This is a genomic window from Streptomyces sp. NRRL B-3229 (genome assembly GCF_000719505.1).
Lineage (GTDB): Bacteria > Actinomycetota > Actinomycetes > Streptomycetales > Streptomycetaceae > Streptomyces > Streptomyces griseorubiginosus.
In genome coordinates this window covers 1-19,019 of record NZ_JOGP01000018.1, presented here as the reverse complement: position 1 = coordinate 19,019, position 19,019 = coordinate 1, and the positions used below count along the sequence as shown (strand labels likewise).

The 19,019-nt window shown below is 72.0% G+C and carries 17 protein-coding genes and 2 pseudogenes; 10 read left to right on the top strand and 9 right to left on the bottom strand.

Going from position 1 to position 19,019, the window contains the following annotated elements:
- Positions 1-16: 16 nt before the first annotated feature.
- Entirely contained in the window at positions 17-724 is a 708-nt protein-coding gene (locus IF54_RS0126040; protein ID WP_030322784.1) for an SDR family oxidoreductase, read from the bottom strand.
- Between the two features lie 103 nt (positions 725-827).
- Between IF54_RS0126040 and IF54_RS0126035 the strand changes: the two genes are divergently transcribed.
- Positions 828-1,664: a helix-turn-helix transcriptional regulator gene (locus IF54_RS0126035; protein WP_030322783.1), complete on the top strand. Its 837-nt coding sequence runs from the start codon at positions 828-830 to the stop codon at positions 1,662-1,664.
- A gap of 57 nt (positions 1,665-1,721) precedes the next feature.
- Entirely contained in the window at positions 1,722-2,312 is a 591-nt protein-coding gene (locus IF54_RS0126030) for a GNAT family N-acetyltransferase (protein ID WP_234439063.1), read from the top strand.
- Here IF54_RS0126030 and IF54_RS0126025 read toward each other — a convergent pair.
- The gene (locus tag IF54_RS0126025) at positions 2,296-2,844 is read right to left on the bottom strand and encodes a GNAT family N-acetyltransferase (RefSeq protein WP_030322779.1); all 549 of its coding nucleotides are present in this window, start codon (positions 2,842-2,844) and stop codon (positions 2,296-2,298) included. The two genes, IF54_RS0126030 and IF54_RS0126025, sit on opposite strands and share 17 nt — an antisense overlap.
- Positions 2,845-3,035: 191 nt before the next feature.
- Between IF54_RS0126025 and IF54_RS0126020 the strand changes: the two genes are divergently transcribed.
- A complete protein-coding gene (locus IF54_RS0126020) occupies positions 3,036-3,713 on the top strand; it encodes a LuxR C-terminal-related transcriptional regulator (RefSeq protein WP_030322776.1) in 678 nt (225 codons plus the stop codon).
- A 106-nt stretch (positions 3,714-3,819) separates the two neighbouring features.
- Here IF54_RS0126020 and IF54_RS0126015 read toward each other — a convergent pair whose 3' ends face one another.
- From IF54_RS0126015 to IF54_RS0125990, 6 genes and pseudogenes are all read right to left on the bottom strand, one after another.
- Complete coding sequence (locus IF54_RS0126015; protein ID WP_030322774.1) at positions 3,820-4,926, bottom strand: NAD(P)/FAD-dependent oxidoreductase; 1,107 nt, start codon at positions 4,924-4,926, stop codon at positions 3,820-3,822.
- A 149-nt stretch (positions 4,927-5,075) separates the two neighbouring features.
- Positions 5,076-5,186: pseudogene (locus IF54_RS43545) on the bottom strand (DUF3224 domain-containing protein); the annotation flags it as partial.
- Between the two features lie 72 nt (positions 5,187-5,258).
- On the bottom strand, positions 5,259-6,173 hold the full coding sequence (locus IF54_RS0126005; protein WP_030322771.1) for a YceI family protein: 915 nt from the start codon (positions 6,171-6,173) through the stop codon (positions 5,259-5,261).
- Positions 6,174-6,216: 43 nt separating this feature from the next.
- Positions 6,217-7,284 (bottom strand): maleylacetate reductase, encoded by a 1,068-nt coding sequence (locus IF54_RS0126000; RefSeq protein ID WP_030322770.1) that lies wholly within the window; start codon positions 7,282-7,284, stop codon positions 6,217-6,219.
- The gene (locus tag IF54_RS0125995) at positions 7,281-8,150 is read right to left on the bottom strand and encodes an intradiol ring-cleavage dioxygenase (RefSeq protein ID WP_030322769.1); all 870 of its coding nucleotides are present in this window, start codon (positions 8,148-8,150) and stop codon (positions 7,281-7,283) included. The genes IF54_RS0126000 and IF54_RS0125995 overlap by 4 nt, the downstream gene beginning before the upstream one ends.
- A gap of 48 nt (positions 8,151-8,198) precedes the next feature.
- Positions 8,199-9,941 (bottom strand): FAD-dependent oxidoreductase, encoded by a 1,743-nt coding sequence (locus IF54_RS0125990; RefSeq protein ID WP_030322767.1) that lies wholly within the window; start codon positions 9,939-9,941, stop codon positions 8,199-8,201.
- A gap of 215 nt (positions 9,942-10,156) precedes the next feature.
- Between IF54_RS0125990 and IF54_RS0125985 the strand changes: the two genes are divergently transcribed.
- From IF54_RS0125985 to sigJ, 3 genes are all read left to right on the top strand, one after another.
- Positions 10,157-11,884, top strand: a complete 1,728-nt coding sequence (locus tag IF54_RS0125985; protein ID WP_030322764.1) for a sigma-54-dependent Fis family transcriptional regulator — start codon at positions 10,157-10,159, stop codon at positions 11,882-11,884.
- Between the two features lie 163 nt (positions 11,885-12,047).
- Positions 12,048-13,169, top strand: coding sequence for a PP2C family protein-serine/threonine phosphatase (locus tag IF54_RS0125980; RefSeq protein WP_030322761.1), 1,122 nt, complete (start codon positions 12,048-12,050; stop codon positions 13,167-13,169).
- 187 nt (positions 13,170-13,356) lie between these two features.
- Positions 13,357-14,259, top strand: a complete 903-nt coding sequence (sigJ, locus tag IF54_RS0125975) for an RNA polymerase sigma factor SigJ (RefSeq protein WP_030322759.1) — start codon at positions 13,357-13,359, stop codon at positions 14,257-14,259.
- 72 nt (positions 14,260-14,331) lie between these two features.
- On the opposite strand, the gene IF54_RS0125970 is transcribed toward sigJ, so the two are convergent.
- Positions 14,332-15,072: an SDR family oxidoreductase gene (locus IF54_RS0125970; protein WP_030322757.1), complete on the bottom strand. Its 741-nt coding sequence runs from the start codon at positions 15,070-15,072 to the stop codon at positions 14,332-14,334.
- A gap of 192 nt (positions 15,073-15,264) precedes the next feature.
- Here IF54_RS0125970 and IF54_RS0125965 point away from each other — a divergent pair, with 192 nt between their 5' ends.
- The 4 genes and pseudogenes from IF54_RS0125965 to IF54_RS44085 form a co-directional block, all read left to right on the top strand.
- Entirely contained in the window at positions 15,265-17,397 is a 2,133-nt protein-coding gene (locus IF54_RS0125965; protein WP_030322754.1) for a nitrate- and nitrite sensing domain-containing protein, read from the top strand.
- A gap of 181 nt (positions 17,398-17,578) precedes the next feature.
- Positions 17,579-18,082 (top strand): MarR family winged helix-turn-helix transcriptional regulator, encoded by a 504-nt coding sequence (locus IF54_RS0125960; protein ID WP_030322748.1) that lies wholly within the window; start codon positions 17,579-17,581, stop codon positions 18,080-18,082.
- 154 nt (positions 18,083-18,236) lie between these two features.
- Positions 18,237-18,878 carry a DsbA family protein gene (locus IF54_RS0125955; RefSeq protein WP_030322746.1) on the top strand — a complete coding sequence of 214 codons (642 nt, stop codon included), beginning with the start codon at positions 18,237-18,239 and terminating at the stop codon, positions 18,876-18,878.
- A gap of 9 nt (positions 18,879-18,887) precedes the next feature.
- Positions 18,888-19,019: pseudogene (locus IF54_RS44085) on the top strand (MBL fold metallo-hydrolase); the annotation flags it as partial.

Sequence of the window (19,019 nt, the reverse complement as noted above, 5' to 3'; positions counted from 1 at the left end):
CCGGTTCAGCCGTGCGTCACCACGGCAGCGGACCGTCGATGTCGAAGTAGCCCCCGGTCGGGCCGTCCGGTCCGACCTGCGCCATCCGTACGATGATCTCGGCGCCCTCCGCCACGGTCTGCGTACCCGTGTTGCCGTTCAGGTCGGTCCTGGTGAAGCCGGGCTCCACGGAGTTGATCCGCAGATCCGGGAACGCCTTCGCGTACTGCACGGTGAGCATGTTGAGCGCGGTCTTGGAGGTCGGGTAGGCGATGCCCGGATAGAAGTGCGCGGGGTGCTCCGGGTCGGAGAGGTGGGTCAGAGAGGCCAGTCCGCTGCTGACGTTGACCACGACGGGCGCGGCCGAGCGCTGGAGCAGCGGCAGGAAGGCGTGCAGGACGCGGACCACACCGAACACGTTGGTCTCGAAGGTGGTGCGCATGTGGTCCGCGGTGACGGTCTCGGCGACCGGCACGCTGTTGTCGTCGGTGCGGGTCTCGATGGCGGCGTTGTTGATCAGGACGTCGAGGCCCCCGTCGGCCTCGACGGTCTTGGCGGCCGCCTCCACGGACGCGTCGTCGGTGACGTCGAGCAGTACGAAGCGGGCTCCGAGTCCGTCGGCGGCGCGCCGGCCGCGCTCGGCGTCACGGGCCCCGACCCAGACGGTGTGGCCTGCGGCGACGAGTCGGCGGGCGGTCTCGTGGCCGAGGCCCTTGTTGGCTCCGGTGATGAGTGTTGTCGTCATGGCACCCACCGTCCCGCGCCGTCCCGGAGGCAGCCAGAAGACCCTTCTTCCTGGGACTGGCGGTACCAGGCACATCGGCGGCCGACGGTGTTCACTGAGGGGCATGGCGGCGACGGAACTGGGACAGGCACTGCGGCGCTGGCGTGACCGGGTCGCCCCGGACGCGGCCGGGCTGCCCTCGGGCGGGCACCGGCGCGCGGCCGGACTGCGCCGCGAGGAACTGGCCCTGCTGGCGGGCATCTCGGTCGACTACGTGACCCGCCTCGAACAGGGCCGTGCGGTCAACCCGTCGGTGCAGGTGGTCGAGGCGCTGGCCCGGGCGCTGCGGCTGTCGGGGGACGAACGCACCTACCTGTTCGGGCTCGCGGGCCAGGTGCCGCCGGGCCCCGATGTCGTGCCGGCCTTCATCACGCCCAGTGTGCAGCGCCTGCTGGACCGACTGGTCGACACCCCCGTCGCGGTCTCCGACGCGGCCATGACGCTGCTCGTGACCAACCCGATGTACGCGGCGCTGCTGGGCGATCCGTCCGTCCTGCGCGGCCTCGAACGCAACGGTGTCTGGCGGAACTTCACCGGGATGCCGAGCCGGGTGCGGCACACACCCGAGGAGCGGGCGGCCTTCGAGACGGGCATGGTCGCCGAGCTGCGGGCGACCGCGGCCCGCTATCCCGCGGACCGTCACATCCCGCTCCTGGTAAGCGAGTTGCGGAGCCGGAGCGAGCGGTTCGCCGAGCTGTGGGACACGGGCGTGGTGGGTCGGCTCACCGCCTCGCGCAAGACGATCGAGCACCCGCAGGTCGGCACCCTCACCCTCGACTGCGACCTGCTCCGGGTCGACGAGGGCGATCTCCACATCCTCGTCTACTCGGCGGAGCCCGGCACCGAGGACGCCGAGAAGCTGCGCCTGATCTCGGTCCTCGGCACGCAGAGTCTGGTCTAGGGCCTGGCCGGCGGTCTCGTGTGGCAGCCTGGTCGCGTGCCGAAGGACGCCTACCGCGTGAGACCTCTGGACGAGACGACCTGGCCCGACTTCGTGTCGCTCGTCGAGCGGCACAACGGAGTGTGGGGCGGCTGCTGGTGCATGGCCTTCCACGCGGAGGGAGTGGGCCGCCACAAGTCCCCGGGGCAGAACCGCGCGGAGAAGGAACTGCGGGTCCGGGAGGGCAGGGCGCACGCCGCACTCGTGTACGACGGCTCGGTGTGCGTGGGCTGGTGCCAGTTCGGGCCTACCGGTGAACTGCCCCGGATCAAGCACCGGCGGGTCTACGAGCAGGGCCTGGGTACTCCGCCCGACTGGCGCGTCACCTGCTTCTTCGTGGACAAGGGCTACCGGCGCCGGGGGGTGGCGGCGGCCGCGCTCGCCGGCGCCCTGCGGGAGATCGCGCGGCTCGGCGGCGGCACGGTGGAGAGCTACCCCGAGGACGCAGGGAATCGCGCGGTCTCCTCCTCGTTCCTGCACAACGGGACCGTGGCGATGTTCGAGGCGCAGGGCTTCGGGCGCACCCGGCAGATCGGAAAGCATCACTGGGTCGTCACGAGAACCCTGCCGGGCCACGGACCGCGCGAGGAGGTCAGGCGGTCTTCGTGACAGGGGTCCAGACCCCGTACCAGTGTTCGGCACCCCACTCCTCGAAGCGGCCGACCTCGGTGAAGCCCAGTTTCCGTGCGAGGCGCAGGGAAGGCTCGTTGGCGGTGGAGGTGGAGAGCACCACCGGTGCGCCGGGCTGCACGCCGGCGAACCAGTCGAGCGCAGCCGCGCAGGCCTCGGTCGCGTAACCGTGTCCCCACGCCTCGGGCAGCAGCAGGTAGCCGAGTTCGGCCTCCCCGGCGCCGGGACGGACCTGGCTCCGGTGCTCGGCGTCCCGTCGGTTGAGCTCGACGATGCCGATCATCGAGCCGTCGAGCTCGACCACGAAGAGGCCGGGGCGCCGCCCGGGCAGCTCGGGCACCTGGCGTTCGAGTTCGTCACGGGGTCGTGGGCCGCCGAGATGGGTGTGCACCTCGGGTGAGGCGAACAGGTCGACGAACGCTGCCCGGTCCCGGGCCTCGGAGGCGCGGAGCACGAGCCGTCGGGTCCGGATCGGGGCGGGTGGCCAGGCGACGGTTCCGTGTTCAGCCATGGCGGGGAACTTATCGCACGGGGTCGAGCGGTTGTTGCGTTTGGCGCCCGCCCAAACCGGAACAGGATGTGAGCCAACCCACAATCGACACGCTCCCGTTTCGATAACTCCGGAGTTACGCTGATCCCACGGAAACGAAACCGTTTCGTTTAGCACGATTGCCCGCTGGGCGAGGATGGAGCACGCACGCCATGACCAGCGTCCTCATCGCCACCGGCCAGGCACTTCAGCGTGTCGGCCTTCGTATGCTCCTGGAGTCGCAGCCCGATCTGACCGTGGTCGGCGAGGCGGCACCCGGACCCGGGACGGTCCGCCTCAGCGCCCGGCTCCGACCGGACGTGGTCCTGCTGGACAGCCGGAGCACCGACCCGGACACCGCCGAGACGGTCCGCCGTATCGCCCACGCCCCGGACGGTCCCGTCTCCCACGTCCTGCTGCTCACCGCGGACGACGACACCTCGCCGTACGCCGCCCTGCGGGCCGGGGCCGCGGGGCATCTGCCCGAAGGGGCCACCGCCGAGGAACTCGTCGCGGCCGTCCGGGTGGTGGCCGCGGGTGACGTCGTCGTCTCCCCCGGGCTGACCCGTGCGCTCATCGACGCCGTCCGCAACCAGCGGACCGTGGACGGGCCGGCGTCCGGCAACCGGCTGGACAGCCTCACCGGTCGCGAGCGCGACGTGCTCGCCGCCGTCGCCTCCGGTGACTCCAACTCCGAGATCGCCGACCGGCTCTCCATCGCACCGACCACGGTGAAGTCCCACGTCAGCAACATCCTCACCAAGATCGGCGCCCGCGGCCGGGTCCAGGCGGTCGTCTTCGCCTACGAATCGGGACTGGTCACCCCGTCCCAGCACGTCCTGCACGCGTGATCTCTTACCGACCGGGACCAAGGCCGACAACGGGACCACGCCTGCGGCGAGCGGCGCGACGCGTCATCACGCCGGACCGCCCGAACGCACCCGCCCCGCGGCGCGATCACGCCGCCGTGTAGCCGAGTTGCCGCCGCATGTACGGCGTCATCAGAGTCTTCGCCTTGGCCAGTGTGGTCGTACGGCCTCCCAGGACCGCGGTCTCGCCGCCCGGCACCGGGAGCATCGTGACGCCGTCCGCCGGGCCGAAGGGGACGATGATCGGGGTGCGGTGGACGGGTCGGTAGAATCGCGGTTCCTTGCGGTGCCGGCCCGAACTGTTCAGATGGGCGCGGATGTTCCAGGCCGCGAGGTCCGCCTGCGCGAGCGCGGCCGGGGTGATCTTCAGCTCGCTGGCGTCGTTGACGTCACCGACCGCGAAGACGTCCTGGTGCCCCTCGGCCCGCAGAGCACGGTCGACCTTCACGTGGCCGGAGTGGTTGAGCCAGTCGCCGTGGCCGGCGAGGCGCAGCCAGAGCGTGTTGGGAGTGGTGCCGGTGGCCCAGAAGGAGAGGTCGGCGGCGATGATGTCGCCGTGGGCATCGCGGTAGGTGCCGAAGTCGTTGCCCGGGGACATGAAGGAGTTCAGCCGGATCTCCACGTCGTGGGCCTCCAGCCAGGCGCGCGCCCGGCGTCCGGCCCGCTCGCTGCCCGTGGCGTCGAGCAGCGCGGGACCGGAGTGCGCGAGCGTGACCCGGGCCTGGGGCCGGGCCAGGCGGATCTCCGCGCTGAGTTCGACGCCGGAGGGCCCGCCGCCGACCACGAGGACGTGCTCGGCGCAGGCGATCTTCTGCTGGTGCTCGTTGAAGGTCTTCACCGCCTCCTCGGTGGTGGTCCCGCCGAACCGGGCCGGCGCCGGGTAGTCGGCGCCGGTCGCGATCACGACCACGTCGTACGGCAGCCGTGTCCCGTCGGCCAGCAGCACCCGCCGCTCGGCGGTGTCGATGGTGACCGCCTTGCCGAGGACGACCCTGCCGTGGCGCAGCAGACGGTCGTACGGGATGAAGGGGGTCACCGTCCACTCGCTGCGCACCCCGGCCCGCAGGGAGGAGATGCGATGGAAGAACACGTCCTTGCGGTCCACCAGCGTGACCCGTGCCGTGTGGTCCAGCCTCTTTGCCAGGCGGACACCCGCATATCCGCCGCCGATCACCACTACATCGCCGTCACTCACGCCGAGTCTCCTGAAACCGTGGGGGGAAGGAGTGCCATGACGGACGAGTCCGCTTCCCCCGTGCACTCGGATGACGGCGAGCGTAACGCTTGAAACATAAAGTTACAGTTGGTGTCTGTGAGCTTTCCGTGAAGTTCGACCGCGAGGCCGCCGGACTCCTGGTCGTACGCGGCGGTGAACAAGGTCGCCGAGCGGCCGGCGACCTCGCCCTCGAAGTGCTTCTCGATGGTCGCGGCACCGACCGGGAGCCCGCTGGTCACGGGCGGCTCGGGCTTGAGTCCGGTCGGCACGGTACCGACCGGGTCTGACACCGCCCCGCCGCCCGTGCGCGCCTACTCCGGCGGGGTGGGCGTGTCGTGGGTGCGGTACATGGCCTGGACGTCCAGCTCCAGCTGGACCGTGGGGCCCACGACCGCGATGCCCCGGGCCAGCATGGAACGCCAGTTCAACGTGTAGTCCTCGCGGTGCAGTTCCGCCGTCGCGAGCGCCGCGCAGCGCAGTTCCTCGCCGTAGCCGCCGTTGACCGTGCCCAGGTACGTGGTGTCCAGGGCGACCGAGCGGCTGACGCCGTGCATGGTCAGGCTGCCCTGGAGGGTCCACTTGCTGCCGCCGCGGTAGACGAAGCGGGTGCTGACGAAGTCGATGTGCGGGAAGCGCTCGACATCGAGGAAGTCCCCGGAACGCAGGTGGTTGTCGCGGGTCGTGTTGCCGGTCGTGATGCTGGAGGCGTCGATCCGGACCTGGACCCGGGACTGCGACATGTCCTGCGCGATCTGGATGCCGCCCTCGAAGCGCTCGAATCGGCCGTGCACATGGGCCATGCCGACGTGCTTGGCGATGAAGCGGATCGCGGTGTGCGGCGGATCGAACAACCACACGCCGGGGGTGGGCAGTTGGAGAGCCTGGGCGGGCTGGAGCCAGACCCGCTCGGCGGGCCCGGCCCCGGTGGGCCCGACCTCGACGGTCTCGCGGTGCGGCTGGAGTCCCTCGGCCGCGGCCATCAGGCTGTAGCGACCGGGCGGGAGCACGGCCACGAAGTAGCCGTAGGGGTCCGACATTCCGCGCGCCGCGACCCGGTGCGTGTCGAGGGCGGTGACGGTGACGTCGGCACCCGACATGGGCGAGCCCATGGGGTCGACGATCTCACGTGCCACGGCGCCCGCGCCTTCCGGGAGGGGGACGGAGAGGCCCGCCGCCTCGGCAAGGGCAGCCTTGGACCGCCGGCGCCTGAGGAGTGCGAGGGCCATGATGTTCACCTTTCCTAGGGGACGTGCTGTTCTGCCGCGGGACTCACGGCCGGCGGCCCTCGAAGGCCGCCTGGAGCACCGCCCGCACACCCTCCGTCGTCACGGGACGCGGATTGGCGTACGGCTGTCCCGCCACCTGCCGGGCCGCCTCGGCCACGTCGGTCTCCTTGAGACCGAGTTCGGCGAGGGAGCGCGGAGCGCCGAGGCGTCCGGCCAGGTCCCACAGTGCTTGTGACGGGTTCTCGGCATCGAGTGCCCTGCTCAGCGCGGCCGACGCGCCGGGAACGGCGGGCGTGTTGTAGGCGAGCGCGTGCGGCAGGACGACGGTGTGGGTCTCGGCGTGCGGCAGCCCGAAGGTGCCGCCGAGGACGTGGCAGAGCTTGTGGTGCAGACCCATCGTGGTCGACCCGAGGCAGGCTCCGCACAGCCACGCCCCGTACAGGGCACGACCGCGCGCGTCCAGGTCGTCGGGCCGTGCGGCGAGCGCGGGGAGCGCCTCGGTGATCGCCCGCACGCCCTCCTCGGCCATCAGCGCGATCAGCGGGGAGGTGTCCGGGGCGTAGAGGGCTTCGACAGCGTGCGCGAGGGCGTTGACACCGCTGGTGACGGTCAGGGGCACCGGCAGGGAGACGGTGAGCTCGGGGTCGTAGACGACACTGCGGGGCTGGACCTTCGGGTCCCGCCCCGTGCGCTTGACGCCGGACTCGGTCAGGCCCCAGACGGGGGTCATCTCGGAGCCCGAGTAGGTCGACGGGACGGCGATCAGCGGCAGTCCGGTGCGCAGCGCGATCGCCTTGCCGAGGCCGATGGAGGAGCCGCCGCCGACCGCGACGACCCCGTCGGCCCCAACCGCGCGCGCCGCCGCCACGGCCCGGTCGGCGTCCTCGACGGGGACGTGCATCCGGGCCTCGGCGTGCAGGCCCGCGCAGGAGTCGCCGAGCGCGTCCGCGACCGCGCGCGCGACGGCCTCGCCCCGGCTGCCGCACACCACCAACAGCCTTCGCAGGCCCAGGTGTTCGGCCTCGGCGGGGGTGGCGCTCACGGCGGCGCCCGGCCGGAAGACGACCCGGCCGGGACGGCTCTCGTAGGTGAAGTCGCCGGTGAACGTCATGCGTTCGGCTCCAGTACGAGGTCGAAGCGGGCGTGCCGGAAGGGGTTCGGCACGCCGAACTCGGCGGCCAGGGACGGGTCGTCGGTGACGGCGAAGTCCTGCACCAGGCTCCGCTTCACGGCGAAGACGGCGTCGGAGTCGAGGTAGTCGCTGCCCGCGACGAAGATGTGGGTGGTGACGGGGGTGTGGCCCTCGGCGCCCACGATGAAGTGGATGTGCGCGGGCCGGTAGGGGTGCCGTCCGGTCGCGCGGAGCAGGTCGCCGACCGGGCCGTCGGTCGGGATCGGATACGGCGCCGGGACACAGGTGCGGAACCAGAAGCGGCCCTCGGCGTCCGCGGTGAACAGTCCGCGGCCGTTGCCCGCCGGCTGGACGTCGGGCTGCTGGACGTCGTAGAAGCCCTGGTCGTCGGCCTGCCACACGTCGAGGACGGCGCCCGGCAGCGGGGTGCCGTCGGCGGAGCGGACCCGTCCGCTGACCACGCAGGGCCCGGTGCCGCCCACCAGGTCGATGTCGTCGCCGAGCGCGCGGACGGGCGACTCGGTCATGTGGAAGGGGCCGAGCACGGTGGACTCGGTGGCGCCCTGCACCCGGTCGCCGTTGATCGTCTCGACCAGCATGGACAGGCCGAGGACGTCCGAAAGGAGGATGAACTCCTGCCGGGTGTCGGTGCACTTCTGCCCGGTCGCGGTCAGGAAGGCGATCGCCTTCTCCCACTCCTGCTGGGTGAGCCGGGTCTCGCGCGCGAAGTCGTGCAGATGACGGATGAGGCCGGTGAGCAGCTCGCGCAGGCGTGGATCGGCGGACGCGCGGAGACTCGTGACGGCCTCCTCGGTGACGCTGCTTCCGATCGCGTCGGTGGTCATCCCGGCTCCTCGTGCTCGACGGTTTTCCGCTTCTGCCATGGTCGCGCGTTATCGGGTGTGACCGAGGATGCGGCGCAGCGCGTCCGAAAGGACCTCGAGAGCGTCGGGCGCCGCGGTCGCGTGCCGGAAGGCCACGAAGCCGTCGGGCCGTACGAGCAGGGCGCCCGCGTCGGAGACCTCGCTCAGCCGCGCCCAGTCGCCGTACGGGTCCTCGTACTCCTGCCCCGGCCCGATGACCACGGTGGCGATGTCCACGTCCTGCGCCTCGGCGGCCCGGATCCAGCCCTCGCCGCCGATGCCGGTGAGGAGGGTGAAGCGGCCCCGGCCGACCGTGTCAAGCGTGGACAGCGTCCGGGTCCCCGAGGTGATCCAGGCGTGCGGGATGCGGGCGCCCGGGCGGGAGGTGGGCTGGTGGTGGAGTTCGGGGTCGCGCGGGAACGTCTCCGGCGGGGTGCCGTCGGGGACGATCGCGTCGGACGTGTAGCGCTGGTTGAGGTCGACGCCGTGCGCGTTGAACTCGTACACCTTGAAGGCGATGGCCTCGCGCAGCTTCGCCCGCTGCTTCTCGGCGGCTTCGCCGACCTCCTTGCGGGCCGCGATGTTGGCCCACAGCTGCTCGGGCGTCTGCGGGGAGAGGCCGTCGAGCGCCTCGAAGATGGGAGCGGTCTCGCCGATGGACCGGTTGGCGCGGGTCACGACCTGCTTGCCGACGGGGGCCCGTTCGGCGGTGTAGGTGTCGAGGAGCTTCGGCGAAGCGCTGCCGTCGAGGACGTGCTTCAGTTTCCAGGCGAGGTTGTAGGCGTCCTGGATGGAGGTGTTGGAGCCCAGGCCGTTGGACGGCGGGTGCCGGTGGGTGGCGTCTCCGGCGCAGAGGACCCGGCCGTTGGAGTAGCTCTCGGCGTACATCTCGTTGACGGTCCACGCCGAGGACGACTTGATCGTCACCGGGATCTCGTCGTCGCCGACCAGCTGCCGTACGACGGACTCGGCGTACTCCGTGGTCAGGTCGGGGGCGCCCGCGGTGACGTCGTAGCCCCACACGATCAGCCACTCGTTCCACGGCCGCACACAGCGCACCAGGCCGGCGCCGATGCCGCCGACGGTGGCGCCCGGGGCGAGGACCCAGTAGAGGGTGGCGGGCCGGTGCGCGGTGTACTTCGTCAGGTCGGCCTCGAAGACGATGTTGATGCTGCCGGCCACGCCCATCTGGCCGCCCATAGGCAGCCCGGCGTCCTCGGCGACCTTGGAGCGCCCGCCGTCCGCGCCGATGAGGTACTTGGCGCGGATCTCGTACGTGTCGCCGCGCAGCCGGTCCCGGACGGTGGCCGTCACGCCGTCGGCGTCCTGGGTGTGGGAGAGGTACTCGGTCTGGAAGCGCAGGCTGGTGCCGCGGGCCACGGCCGCGTCGACGAGGACCGGCTCCATGAGGTGCTGGGGCAGGTCGCACATGCGGGTGGGGCTGGCGAGTTCGTGGGCGGCCTGGACCAGCGGGTCGTTGCCCCAGGAGCGCACCCGGCCGAGTTCCTCGCCGGCCAGGCTGGTGCAGAAGGTCGTGTTGCCCATCAGCTGCTGCGGGGTCGCCCGGGCGATGACGTCCTGTTCGACGCCGAGGTCGCGCAGGACCTCCATCGTGCGCTGGTTGGTGATGTGCGCGCGGGGTGTGTCGGCGAGGCTCGCGTAGCGGGTCACGACGATGTTGGGGACGCCGTAGGTGCTCAGGGCGAGCGCGGCCGAGGCACCGGCCGGCCCGCTGCCTACGATCAGGACGTCGGTCTCGACGACGGTGGACACGGGGCGCTCCAGGCGGGCTCACGGACGACGGACAGTCTTGATCATGGTGGGGCGGGGCGGTGTGCGGGTGTCTCAATTCGATACAACCGCAGGCGATGAACGGGTCCCTGCCGTGCGGGGCGGTCGACGCGGGTTCTCGCGCGGGGCGGTCGATGCGGGTTCCCGTGCGGGGCAGTCGTTGCGCGTTCAACTGCACCCGTTACGGTGGATACCTCGTGACCACCACAGAGCCGTCGCCCGCCGTCCACGCCCTCCCACCGCTGGGAGTGGCGCGGGAACGCTTCCTGTCCGGGCGGCCGGTGCCCGAGTGGGTACCGGAGGACGTACTCGCGGCCTGGCGCCGGGCGCGGTTCTTCGGTGTGCCGCACGACTTGGGACAACCCTCCGCTCCCCCGCCCCGGCCCGCCGACTCGCCTCTCCTCGGCGCGGCCCGGCCGGTACTCGAACGGATCGCCCCCGCCCTGGGCCCCGGCCCCTCGGTGCTCCTGCTGACCGACGCGCGGCTGCGGGTGCTGTGGACCTCCGGCGTGGCTCCCGGGCTGCCCCCGCGCCCGGGGCTGTCGGAGCAGGAGGTCGGCCACAACAGCGCGGCACTCGCGCTGCGCGACCGGCGCCGGGCCGAGGTGCACGGGCCCGAGCACTTCCTGGACGTCTGGCAGGACGTGTCGGCGGTCAGCGTGCCCGTGCTCGCCCCGAAGAGCGGCCACGCGCTCGGCACCCTCACCGTCGCCTGCCGGCTGTGCGGCGGCCGCCCGCCGCATCCGCAGGCGGCTCTCGCCGAGGCCGCCGCCACCGCGGTGGAGGCCGAACTGCTCGCCCGGGCGGGACGCCCCGAACAACTGCTCCTCGACGCCTACTTGCGGGCCACGCGCGGTGAGGACCGTGCGGTGGCCGCGCTGGACGGCCGCAACCGGCTGCTCAGCGCGGCGGCGGAACGGCTGGCGACCGAGGAGGTACTCCGCGCCCTCGAACGTACGGCGATGACGGCACGGCACTCGGATCCGCCGCCCGTCGCCGCACTGCCCGAGGACGCCGGGTGCACGGCCCGGATCGAGGTGGTACGGCAGGACGGCGCGGTCCTCGGGATCGTGGCCGTCCTGGAGTCGCGGATCGAGACCGGACCGCGGCCCCGGCCACGCACCCTGCCCGCCCTGGCCGGCTCCTCCCTTCCCTGGCGGTACGCCGTCGAGCGCGCCGCCGACCTGGCCCGCTCGCCGGAGCCGATGCTGCTGACCGGCGAGCGCGGTACGGGCAAGACCGCGCTGGCCCGCGAGTTGCTGGGCCCCTCGACCGTCCAGGTCCTCGACGCGGCCGAAGTCGGCTCGCTCGAAGTCGGCTCGCTCGAAGGGGACTTGGTGAGCTGGGCCGCACGCGGCCCGCTGCTGCTGCGGCACGCGGAGCGGCTGACACAACCGGCCGTGGCCGTGCTGAACTCCCTGCTCGACGCCCACCCGGACGCCCGGCTGCTGGTCACCCACACCCCCGGCACCCCGCCCGGACCGTGCCTCCAGCGGCTCCTCGACAAGCTGGCCGCCCGCTCGGTCACCCTGCCGCCGCTGCGGGAACGCGCCGAAGACGTCCGCGAGTTGCTGACGGCCCTGGCGCCACGCCCCGCGCCGGGCAGTCCGCCGCTCACCTGGACCCTGGACGCCGTGCGCGCGCTCGAACAGCATCCGTGGCCCGGGAACGTCACCGAACTCGCCCACGTCGTGCAGGCGTTGGCGGAACACCGGCGATCCTCCGGACCGGTCCGCCGCGCCGAGCTGCCCGACACCGTGCGCGAAGGGCCCGCCGTCCGCCCGCTCAGCCCGATGGAGCACGCCGAGCGCGCCACGATCCTCGAGACCCTGCACCGCCACGGCGGCAACAAGTCCCGCGCGGCGGCGGCCCTGGGCATCGGCCGGGCGACGCTGTACCGCAAGCTGCGGGAGTACGAGGGCTGACGTCCGTCAGGGGCGGGAGGTGACGAGGACTTGCCGTGCTCCGAGGCCCTCCGCGCCCAGGCGGCCCGTCAACGCGGCGGCTACCCCATCGGCGGGGCGGCGCACCGGGTCACAGCGGGGCTGCATACCGTAGGGGGAGATCACCACCTGCCCGGGAGCACGCATGTCCGGTAGCCGTCGTAAGAGACCCGGCGACGCCTTCGACGCCATCGAGCCCCCCGGCGATGCCGAGGTGGTCGTCGGGGTGGTGTCGGTGACCGTCCTCGTGGAGGCCCTCGGCGCGCTGTCGGGGTCCGAGGTGTGGCTCCTCGGGCTCCTGGTGTTCCTGCCGGGCGCGGCCTCGGCGCTGGGCACGGTGCGACAGACGACGTTCGTCGCCGTGTGGACCACGGTCGTGGTCACCGTCAGTGTGCTGCTGCGGGACCGGGAGGCGGGCCACTGGTTCGACCGGCTGCTGCTGATCCTGTTCACCGTGGGCCTGGCCGCGACCTCGGTCTACGGCTGTCACCGGCGGATCAGGCGCGAGGAGGCGATGCTGCGGCTGCGGTCCACCGCGGCGGCGATGCAGCGGCACATCCTGCACCCCCTGCCTCTGCTCACCGACGACGTCCTGGTCAACGGTGTGTACGAGCCGCTCCAGGAGGACCGGCTCGTCGGTGGCGACATCTACGACGTCGTCGCGTCACCGTTCGGGACCCGGGTGCTGATCGGGGACGTGCAGGGCAAGGGGCTGACCGCGGTGGGCGCGGCGTTCGCCGTCATCGGCGCCTTCCGCGAGGCCGCCCACCGCGAGCCGACCCTCACCGCGCTCGTGGACGCGCTGGACGCGGCGGTCGTACGGCACAACTCCTACGCCACGCACACCGGGGACGACGAACGCTTCGTCACCGCGCTCGTCATCGGGGTGGACGCGGAGATGGAGGTGCAGGCGGTCAACTGCGGGCACGTCCTGCCGTACGTCCTGTACGACGGCAAGGTCAGCGCCCTCGAACTCGAGGCGGGTGTCCCGCTGGGCCTGGCGGAGCTCGCCGCCGAACCGACGACCGTCGGCTGGTTCGACTTCCCCGTGGGCGCGACGCTGCTGCTGAGCACGGACGGGCTGACCGAGACACGGTCCGCGGACGGCACGTTCTACCCGGTCGACGAGGCGCTGACGAAGTACGTCGACTTCTCCCCCACCGAGCTGCCGCAGGCCCTGCACGAGGACGCGCGCACGTTCGCCGGGCCGGGCGGCCAGCAGGACGATGTGGCGGTGCTGACTGTGCGGCGGTCGCGGCGGCACTGAGGGGGTGGGGCGGGGCGGCGGGGGCCGTGGGGTGGCGGGTGCTGTGAGGGTGGCAGGCCTCTGGACCGTGCCACCGGCTCCGGCTCCGGCTGCGGCTCCGGCTGCGGCTCCGGCTGCGGCTCCCGCTCCGGCTCCGGCTGCGTTTCCGGCTCCTGCTCCGACGCCGTGGGTGCGTAGCATCGGCTCCATGGACAAGCTTCCGCTGCCGGCCGACGGTTCTCTCGACGCGGAGGCGGACGCGTTCCAGCGGCTGCGGCCCCGGCTGTTCGGCATCGCCTACCGGATCCTGGGAAGTGTGTCCGATGCCGAGGACGTGGTGCAGGACGCGTGGCTGCGGTGGCAGGGCGCCGACCGGGCCGGGGTGCTGAATCCCGGGGCGTTCCTCGCGAAGACCACGACCCGGCTGGCGATCAACGTGGCCCAGTCGGCCCGGGTGCGGCGCGAGGCGTACGTCGGTCCGTGGCTGCCGGAGCCCGTGGACACGAGCGTGGACCCGCTGGTCGGCGCGGAGCGCGGCGAGGCGCTGGAACTGGCCGTGCTGCTGGTCCTGGAGAAGCTGAATCCGGTGGAGCGGGCGGCCTATGTGCTGCGGGAGGCGTTCGACTATCCGTACGACGAGATCGCGGGGATCCTCCAGCTCAGCCAGGCCAATGTGCGGCAGATCGTCAGCCGGGCCAGGAAACGGCTGTCCGCGGAGCGCCGTGAACGGGTCGGGGCGGCGGAGCACCGACGGCTCCTCGACGCCTTCGTCGCGGCGGCGCGGGACGGTGACGTGGCGGCACTGGAGGGCGTGCTGTCCGCCGACGTCGTCGCCTACGCGGACGGCAACGGGCTGCGGGGCGTGGCGCGGCTGGAGGTCGTGGGCGCGGGGCGCGTCGCGAAGATCAGCGCGTTCGTCAGGAAGTTCCTCCCCGGCGCCGAGTTCGCCTTCACCGAGGCCAACGGCCTGCCCGTTCTGCTGCTCCGCAGGAACGGCGAGACCGTCGGCCTGGTGAGCGCAACGGTGGGCCCGGACGGCATCGACGGCCTGTACTGGGTCCTGGCACCGGAGAAACTGCGGGCGTACGAGAGGTCTTCGGGGCGGGTGTAGGCCGGGAGGGGGCTGCCGTACTGCCCTGGGCGGACTTCACCACCCAGCCCGCCCCCGGACCTCCCCACCCCGTCAGTTCCGCTTGAGCCAGTCCTCGTAACGCGTCCGTGCCGTCGGGACCGTGGCGTCGCCGGTCAGGACGCCGTCCGGGATGGCCGCGAACATGCCCGCGCTCTCGTCGGTGACGACGCGGCGGCCGTCCGGCCTGGCCTCGAGGGTCAGTTCGGCGAGCCGGTCGAGGCGGTGGATCTCGGGGCCGGCCAACTGGCGCAGCCCGTTCACCGGTTCGCCCTGCGCCGCCTCGGCGACCACCGCGGCGACATCCGCGGCGGCGATCGGGCGCAGTTGGGTGGAGGGCAGGTGCACGTCCCGGCCCCGGGTGGTCAGGTCCATCACGGGCGCGACGAACTCGAAGAACTGGGCCACCCGCACGATCGTGAAGGGGACGCCGCTTGCCCGTACGGCGTCCTCCTGCGCGACCTTGGCCAGGTAGTAGCCGAGCCCGGGCACCTGGTCGACGCCGATGATGGAGAGCGCCACATGGTGGCGGACCCCGGCCTCCTGTTCCGCAGCCGTGAGGTTCCGCATCGCGCGCGTGAAGAAGTCGAGGGCGGCCTCCTTCTCGAAGGACGGGGAGTTCGCCACGTCCACGACGACGTCCGCGCCCTTGAGCGCCTCCGTGAGCCCTTCCCCGGTGAGCGTGTCCACGCCCGTGCTCGGCGCGGCCGCCACCGCCTCGTGGCCGTTGGCCTCAAGCAGGCCCACCACCTGCGATCCGATGCGGCCGGTGCCTCCGACGACGACGATCTTCATCTCTGTCTCCCTCTCCTGTCCGGGTTCCCCCGGCTACGGGATCCCTCGGTGACGGAACCCCTCGGTAGCAGGACAGGACAGCGGCGGAATCTGTGACAGCAGACGAAATACTCCGCAATCTGAACAACTGCACAGGCCTCCCACGTTGTTCAAGGGTGAAGTAACTAGGCGACCCAGAACCGTGAGGCCATCGTGTCGAAGACTCCGTCCGCAGCCCGCCTGGGCGGCCTGGGGACCCGCAACTGGCGTGTGGCCAGAAAACTCCAGGCCATCCTTCTGATTCCGGTGCTCATCGCGCTCGTGCTCGGTGGCATCCGGGTCACCCGCTCGGTGCACACCTGGCAGGACGCCGACAAGGCGGTCCGGGTGGCGGAGCTGGTCCAGGCGGCCAACAAGTACGCCAACGACGCCATCAACGAACGTGACGTGTCGGTCATCCCCCTGCTCAAGGGCGACCGGACGTCGAGCGTGGTGGCCAAGGCCCGGGCTGTCACCGACGCGGACGCGAAGCTGTTCGACGCAGCGGTGGGGCGGATGCCGCAGACCCCCGGCCTGCTGCGCCGCGTCGCACTCGTCCGCGCCGGCGAGCAGCAGCTCGCGTCGGTACGGGCGAACGCCTTCACCTCACGGATGACCGGCGTGCAGACCGAGGAGAGCTACCACGCCGTCCAGCACCCTCTGATGGAGATCTCCAACGAACTGGGCTTCGGCAGCACCAACCAGGCCAGCTACGGCCGCACCCTCTACTCCGTCTCGCTCACCCAGGCCGCCGAGTCCCTGATCCGGGCGATCGGCACCCATCTGCTGACCGAGGACCGCTCCCAGCTCGCGCCGGGTGAACTCCAGTCCCTGCTCGGCTCGTTCAGCTCCTACGTCTATCTCGAACAGGTCGGCCTCCAGGAGTACGCGGGCGCCGGCACCGGCGACGACATGGCCCGGCTGCGCAAGGCCCTGTCGGACGCGGAGCGACGGGGCAAGGAGCAGGTGGCGACGGCCCAGGGGCAGGCCGAGGCGGCCGGAAAGACCTTCGTGGCCCCGCCGGGTCTGGCGAAGATGAACAGCGAGATCGCTTCGGGCAAGTCCCCGGCGCAGCTCGCCGCGCAGGGCATCACGCCCGAGTCCTTCTTCGCCGCCGCCACCCTCAGCTTCGACGCCTACCGCAGCGTGGAGGTCGACCTCACCGACACCGCCCTCGCGAACAGCCGCAGCATCGCCGACGACGCCCGCAACGACGCCGTCGTCAACGCCGCTCTGGTCCTGGCCGCGGTCCTGGTCGCCTTCCTGCTCGCCGCGTGGGTGGCCCGGACGATGAGCACCAGCATGCGCCGGCTGAGCGCCGCGGCCCACGAGATCGCCGGGCAGCGGCTCCCCGCGCTGCTCACCCAGCTCACCCGGGCCATACCCGGCCGGGTCGAGTCCGAGGTGGCGCCGATCCCGATCACCACCACGGACGAGATCGGCGAGGTCGCCCGCGCCTTCGACCACGTGCACCGCGAGGCCGTACGGCTCGCCGCCGAACAGGCCCTGCTGCGCGCCAACATCAACACGATCTTCAGCAACCTGGCCCGTCGCAACCAGTCCCTGATCGAGCGCCAACTCGCCCTGATCACCAGCCTGGAGGGCAAGGAGGCCGACCCCGACCAGCTGGCCAACCTCTTCAAGCTGGACCATCTCGCCACCCGGGTCCGCCGCAACGGCGAGAACCTCCTCGTGCTGGGCGGCGAGACCCCCGCGCAGCAGTGGAACCAGCCGCTGCCCCTGGTCGACGTCGTCCGGGCCGCGGCCTCGGAGGTCGAGCAGTACGAGCGCATCGAGCTGTCGGGGGTCCCGGAGGCCGAGATCCACGGCCGGGCCGTCACCGACCTGGTGCACCTGCTCGCCGAGCTCCTGGAGAACGCGACGACGTTCTCCTCGCCGCACTCCAAGGTCCGGGTCACCGCGGCACGGCTGCCCGACGGGCGGATCATGGTCGAGATCCACGACCGGGGCATCGGGCTGCCGCCCGAGAACCTGGCCGACATCAACCACCACCTGGCCGAACCGCCCACCGTGGACGCGGCGATCTCCCAGCGCATGGGCCTGTACGTGGTCGGCCGGCTGGCGGACCGGCACGGTGTCCGGGTCCAGCTCCGCCCGGGCGACCAGGGCCAGGGCACGACCGCGCTGGCCATGCTGCCCGACACGATCACCTACCGGGCCCCGGGAGCCGCCCCCGACCCCGACACCCTGGCCCTGGCCGCCGTCTCCGACACCCGGCGCCCGGAGACCTTCGGCCAGGGCTTCGAGGCATGGGACGACGAGCCGACCGGTCGCAGGCAGCACTGAGGGCCGTTCCGGCATGCCGTGACGTGCGTGGAGGGGAGCCCGCCTGCCGACGCCCGGCGCGCACCGGTGGCCGTGCTCACCGAAGGGGCGAGGCGGGGAACGTCACGGTGTCGAACACGGTCGAACGGCCCCCGGGCGGCGGGCACGATAGGTTCCGCCTCTGGGAACTTACGGAGGTGTTGTGGGCGAGCAGGACGCTCAGAGGGAGATCACGACCGCGAAGCAGGCGGCCGACGACGCGCTGGTCCTCGCGTTCGGGCGGTTGCAGGGCGCCGCGAACCGGCTGGAGTACATCCTGGGCCGGCGGATAGAGGAGGAGTGCGGGATCAGCCACCTGATGTTCGAGGTGCTGCTGATCCTGGGTCGCGCGGGCGAGCCGGGGATGTCGATGCGGGCCATCAGCCAGGAGCAGGTGCTCAGCACGGGCGGGGCGACGCGCCTGGTGGACCGCATGGAGGCGGCGGGTCTTGTACTGCGCGTCACGGATCCGGACGACCGGCGCGGACGCCTGGTGCGCCTGACACCCCTGGGCGAGGAGACCGTCGTACACGCTGCCCGGCTGCACGTCGAGAACATCAAGCAGTACTTCCTGAACCCGCTGCCCGCGGATCACCGGGAGCGCTTCGCGGAGGACCTGCGCATCCTCAGCCACTCGGCCCGGGACGCCCTGCCGCAGCTGCCCTGACGAGGCACCGACCACCGGGCGGTGGGCAAGCGGGGGCCCTGAGACGCGCGTCACGCGATCGGGCCTCCCCTCGTTGAAATATCTGACGAGTCAGATACTGTTCTCAGGGGTGAGTGCCCGCACCAGGTGGGCGCCCCGTTCCCCGAGGTCCTCGATGAAGCTCGTCTACGTCTTCGATGCCTACTGCGGCTGGTCCCACGGTTTCTCCGCCACCCTCCGCGAGACCGTCTCCCGGCACCCCGACCTGCCGGTCGAGGTCGTCTCCGGCGGCCTGTTCACCGGTGGCCGCAGGGTCCCGATCCGCGAGTTCGGCTACGTCCAGGGGGCCAACGCCCAGATCGCCGCGCAGACCGGCGCCGACTTCGGCGAGGGCTACGAGCGACTGATCGCCGACGGCTCGTTCGTGATGGACTCCGAGGCCGCCGCCCGCGGTGTCGCGGCCCTGCGCCGAGTGGCCCCCGACCGCGCGGTGGAACTGGCCACCGCGCTCCAGCAGGCCTTCTACGTCGACGGACTGAGCCTGTCCGATCCCGCCACCTACCGGAAGCTCGCGGAGCAGGCCGGTCTGGACGCCGATGCCGTGGTGGCCGCGTTCGAGAGCCCCGAGGGGTACGGCACAGCGGCCGACGACTTCCGCCGCGCGGCCGAACTCGGCGTCACCGGCTTCCCCACGCTCTTGGCCGTGGACGGCGGCCACGTCGTCCCGCTGGCCCTGGGACACGCCACCGCCGACGACGTGGACCGGCGTCTCACCGCCTTCGAGGCTTCCCGCACCTCCTCTTCCCACACCAACTAGGAGACCGTGATGAGCACCCTCGATTTCAAGGTCCTGGATCTGGACTTCCCGGCCGGCAGCAAGAACAAGACGGCCACCCTCGTCACCGGTGAGAACGAAGCACTGCTGGTGGACGCCGCCTTCACCCGCGCCGACGGCCAC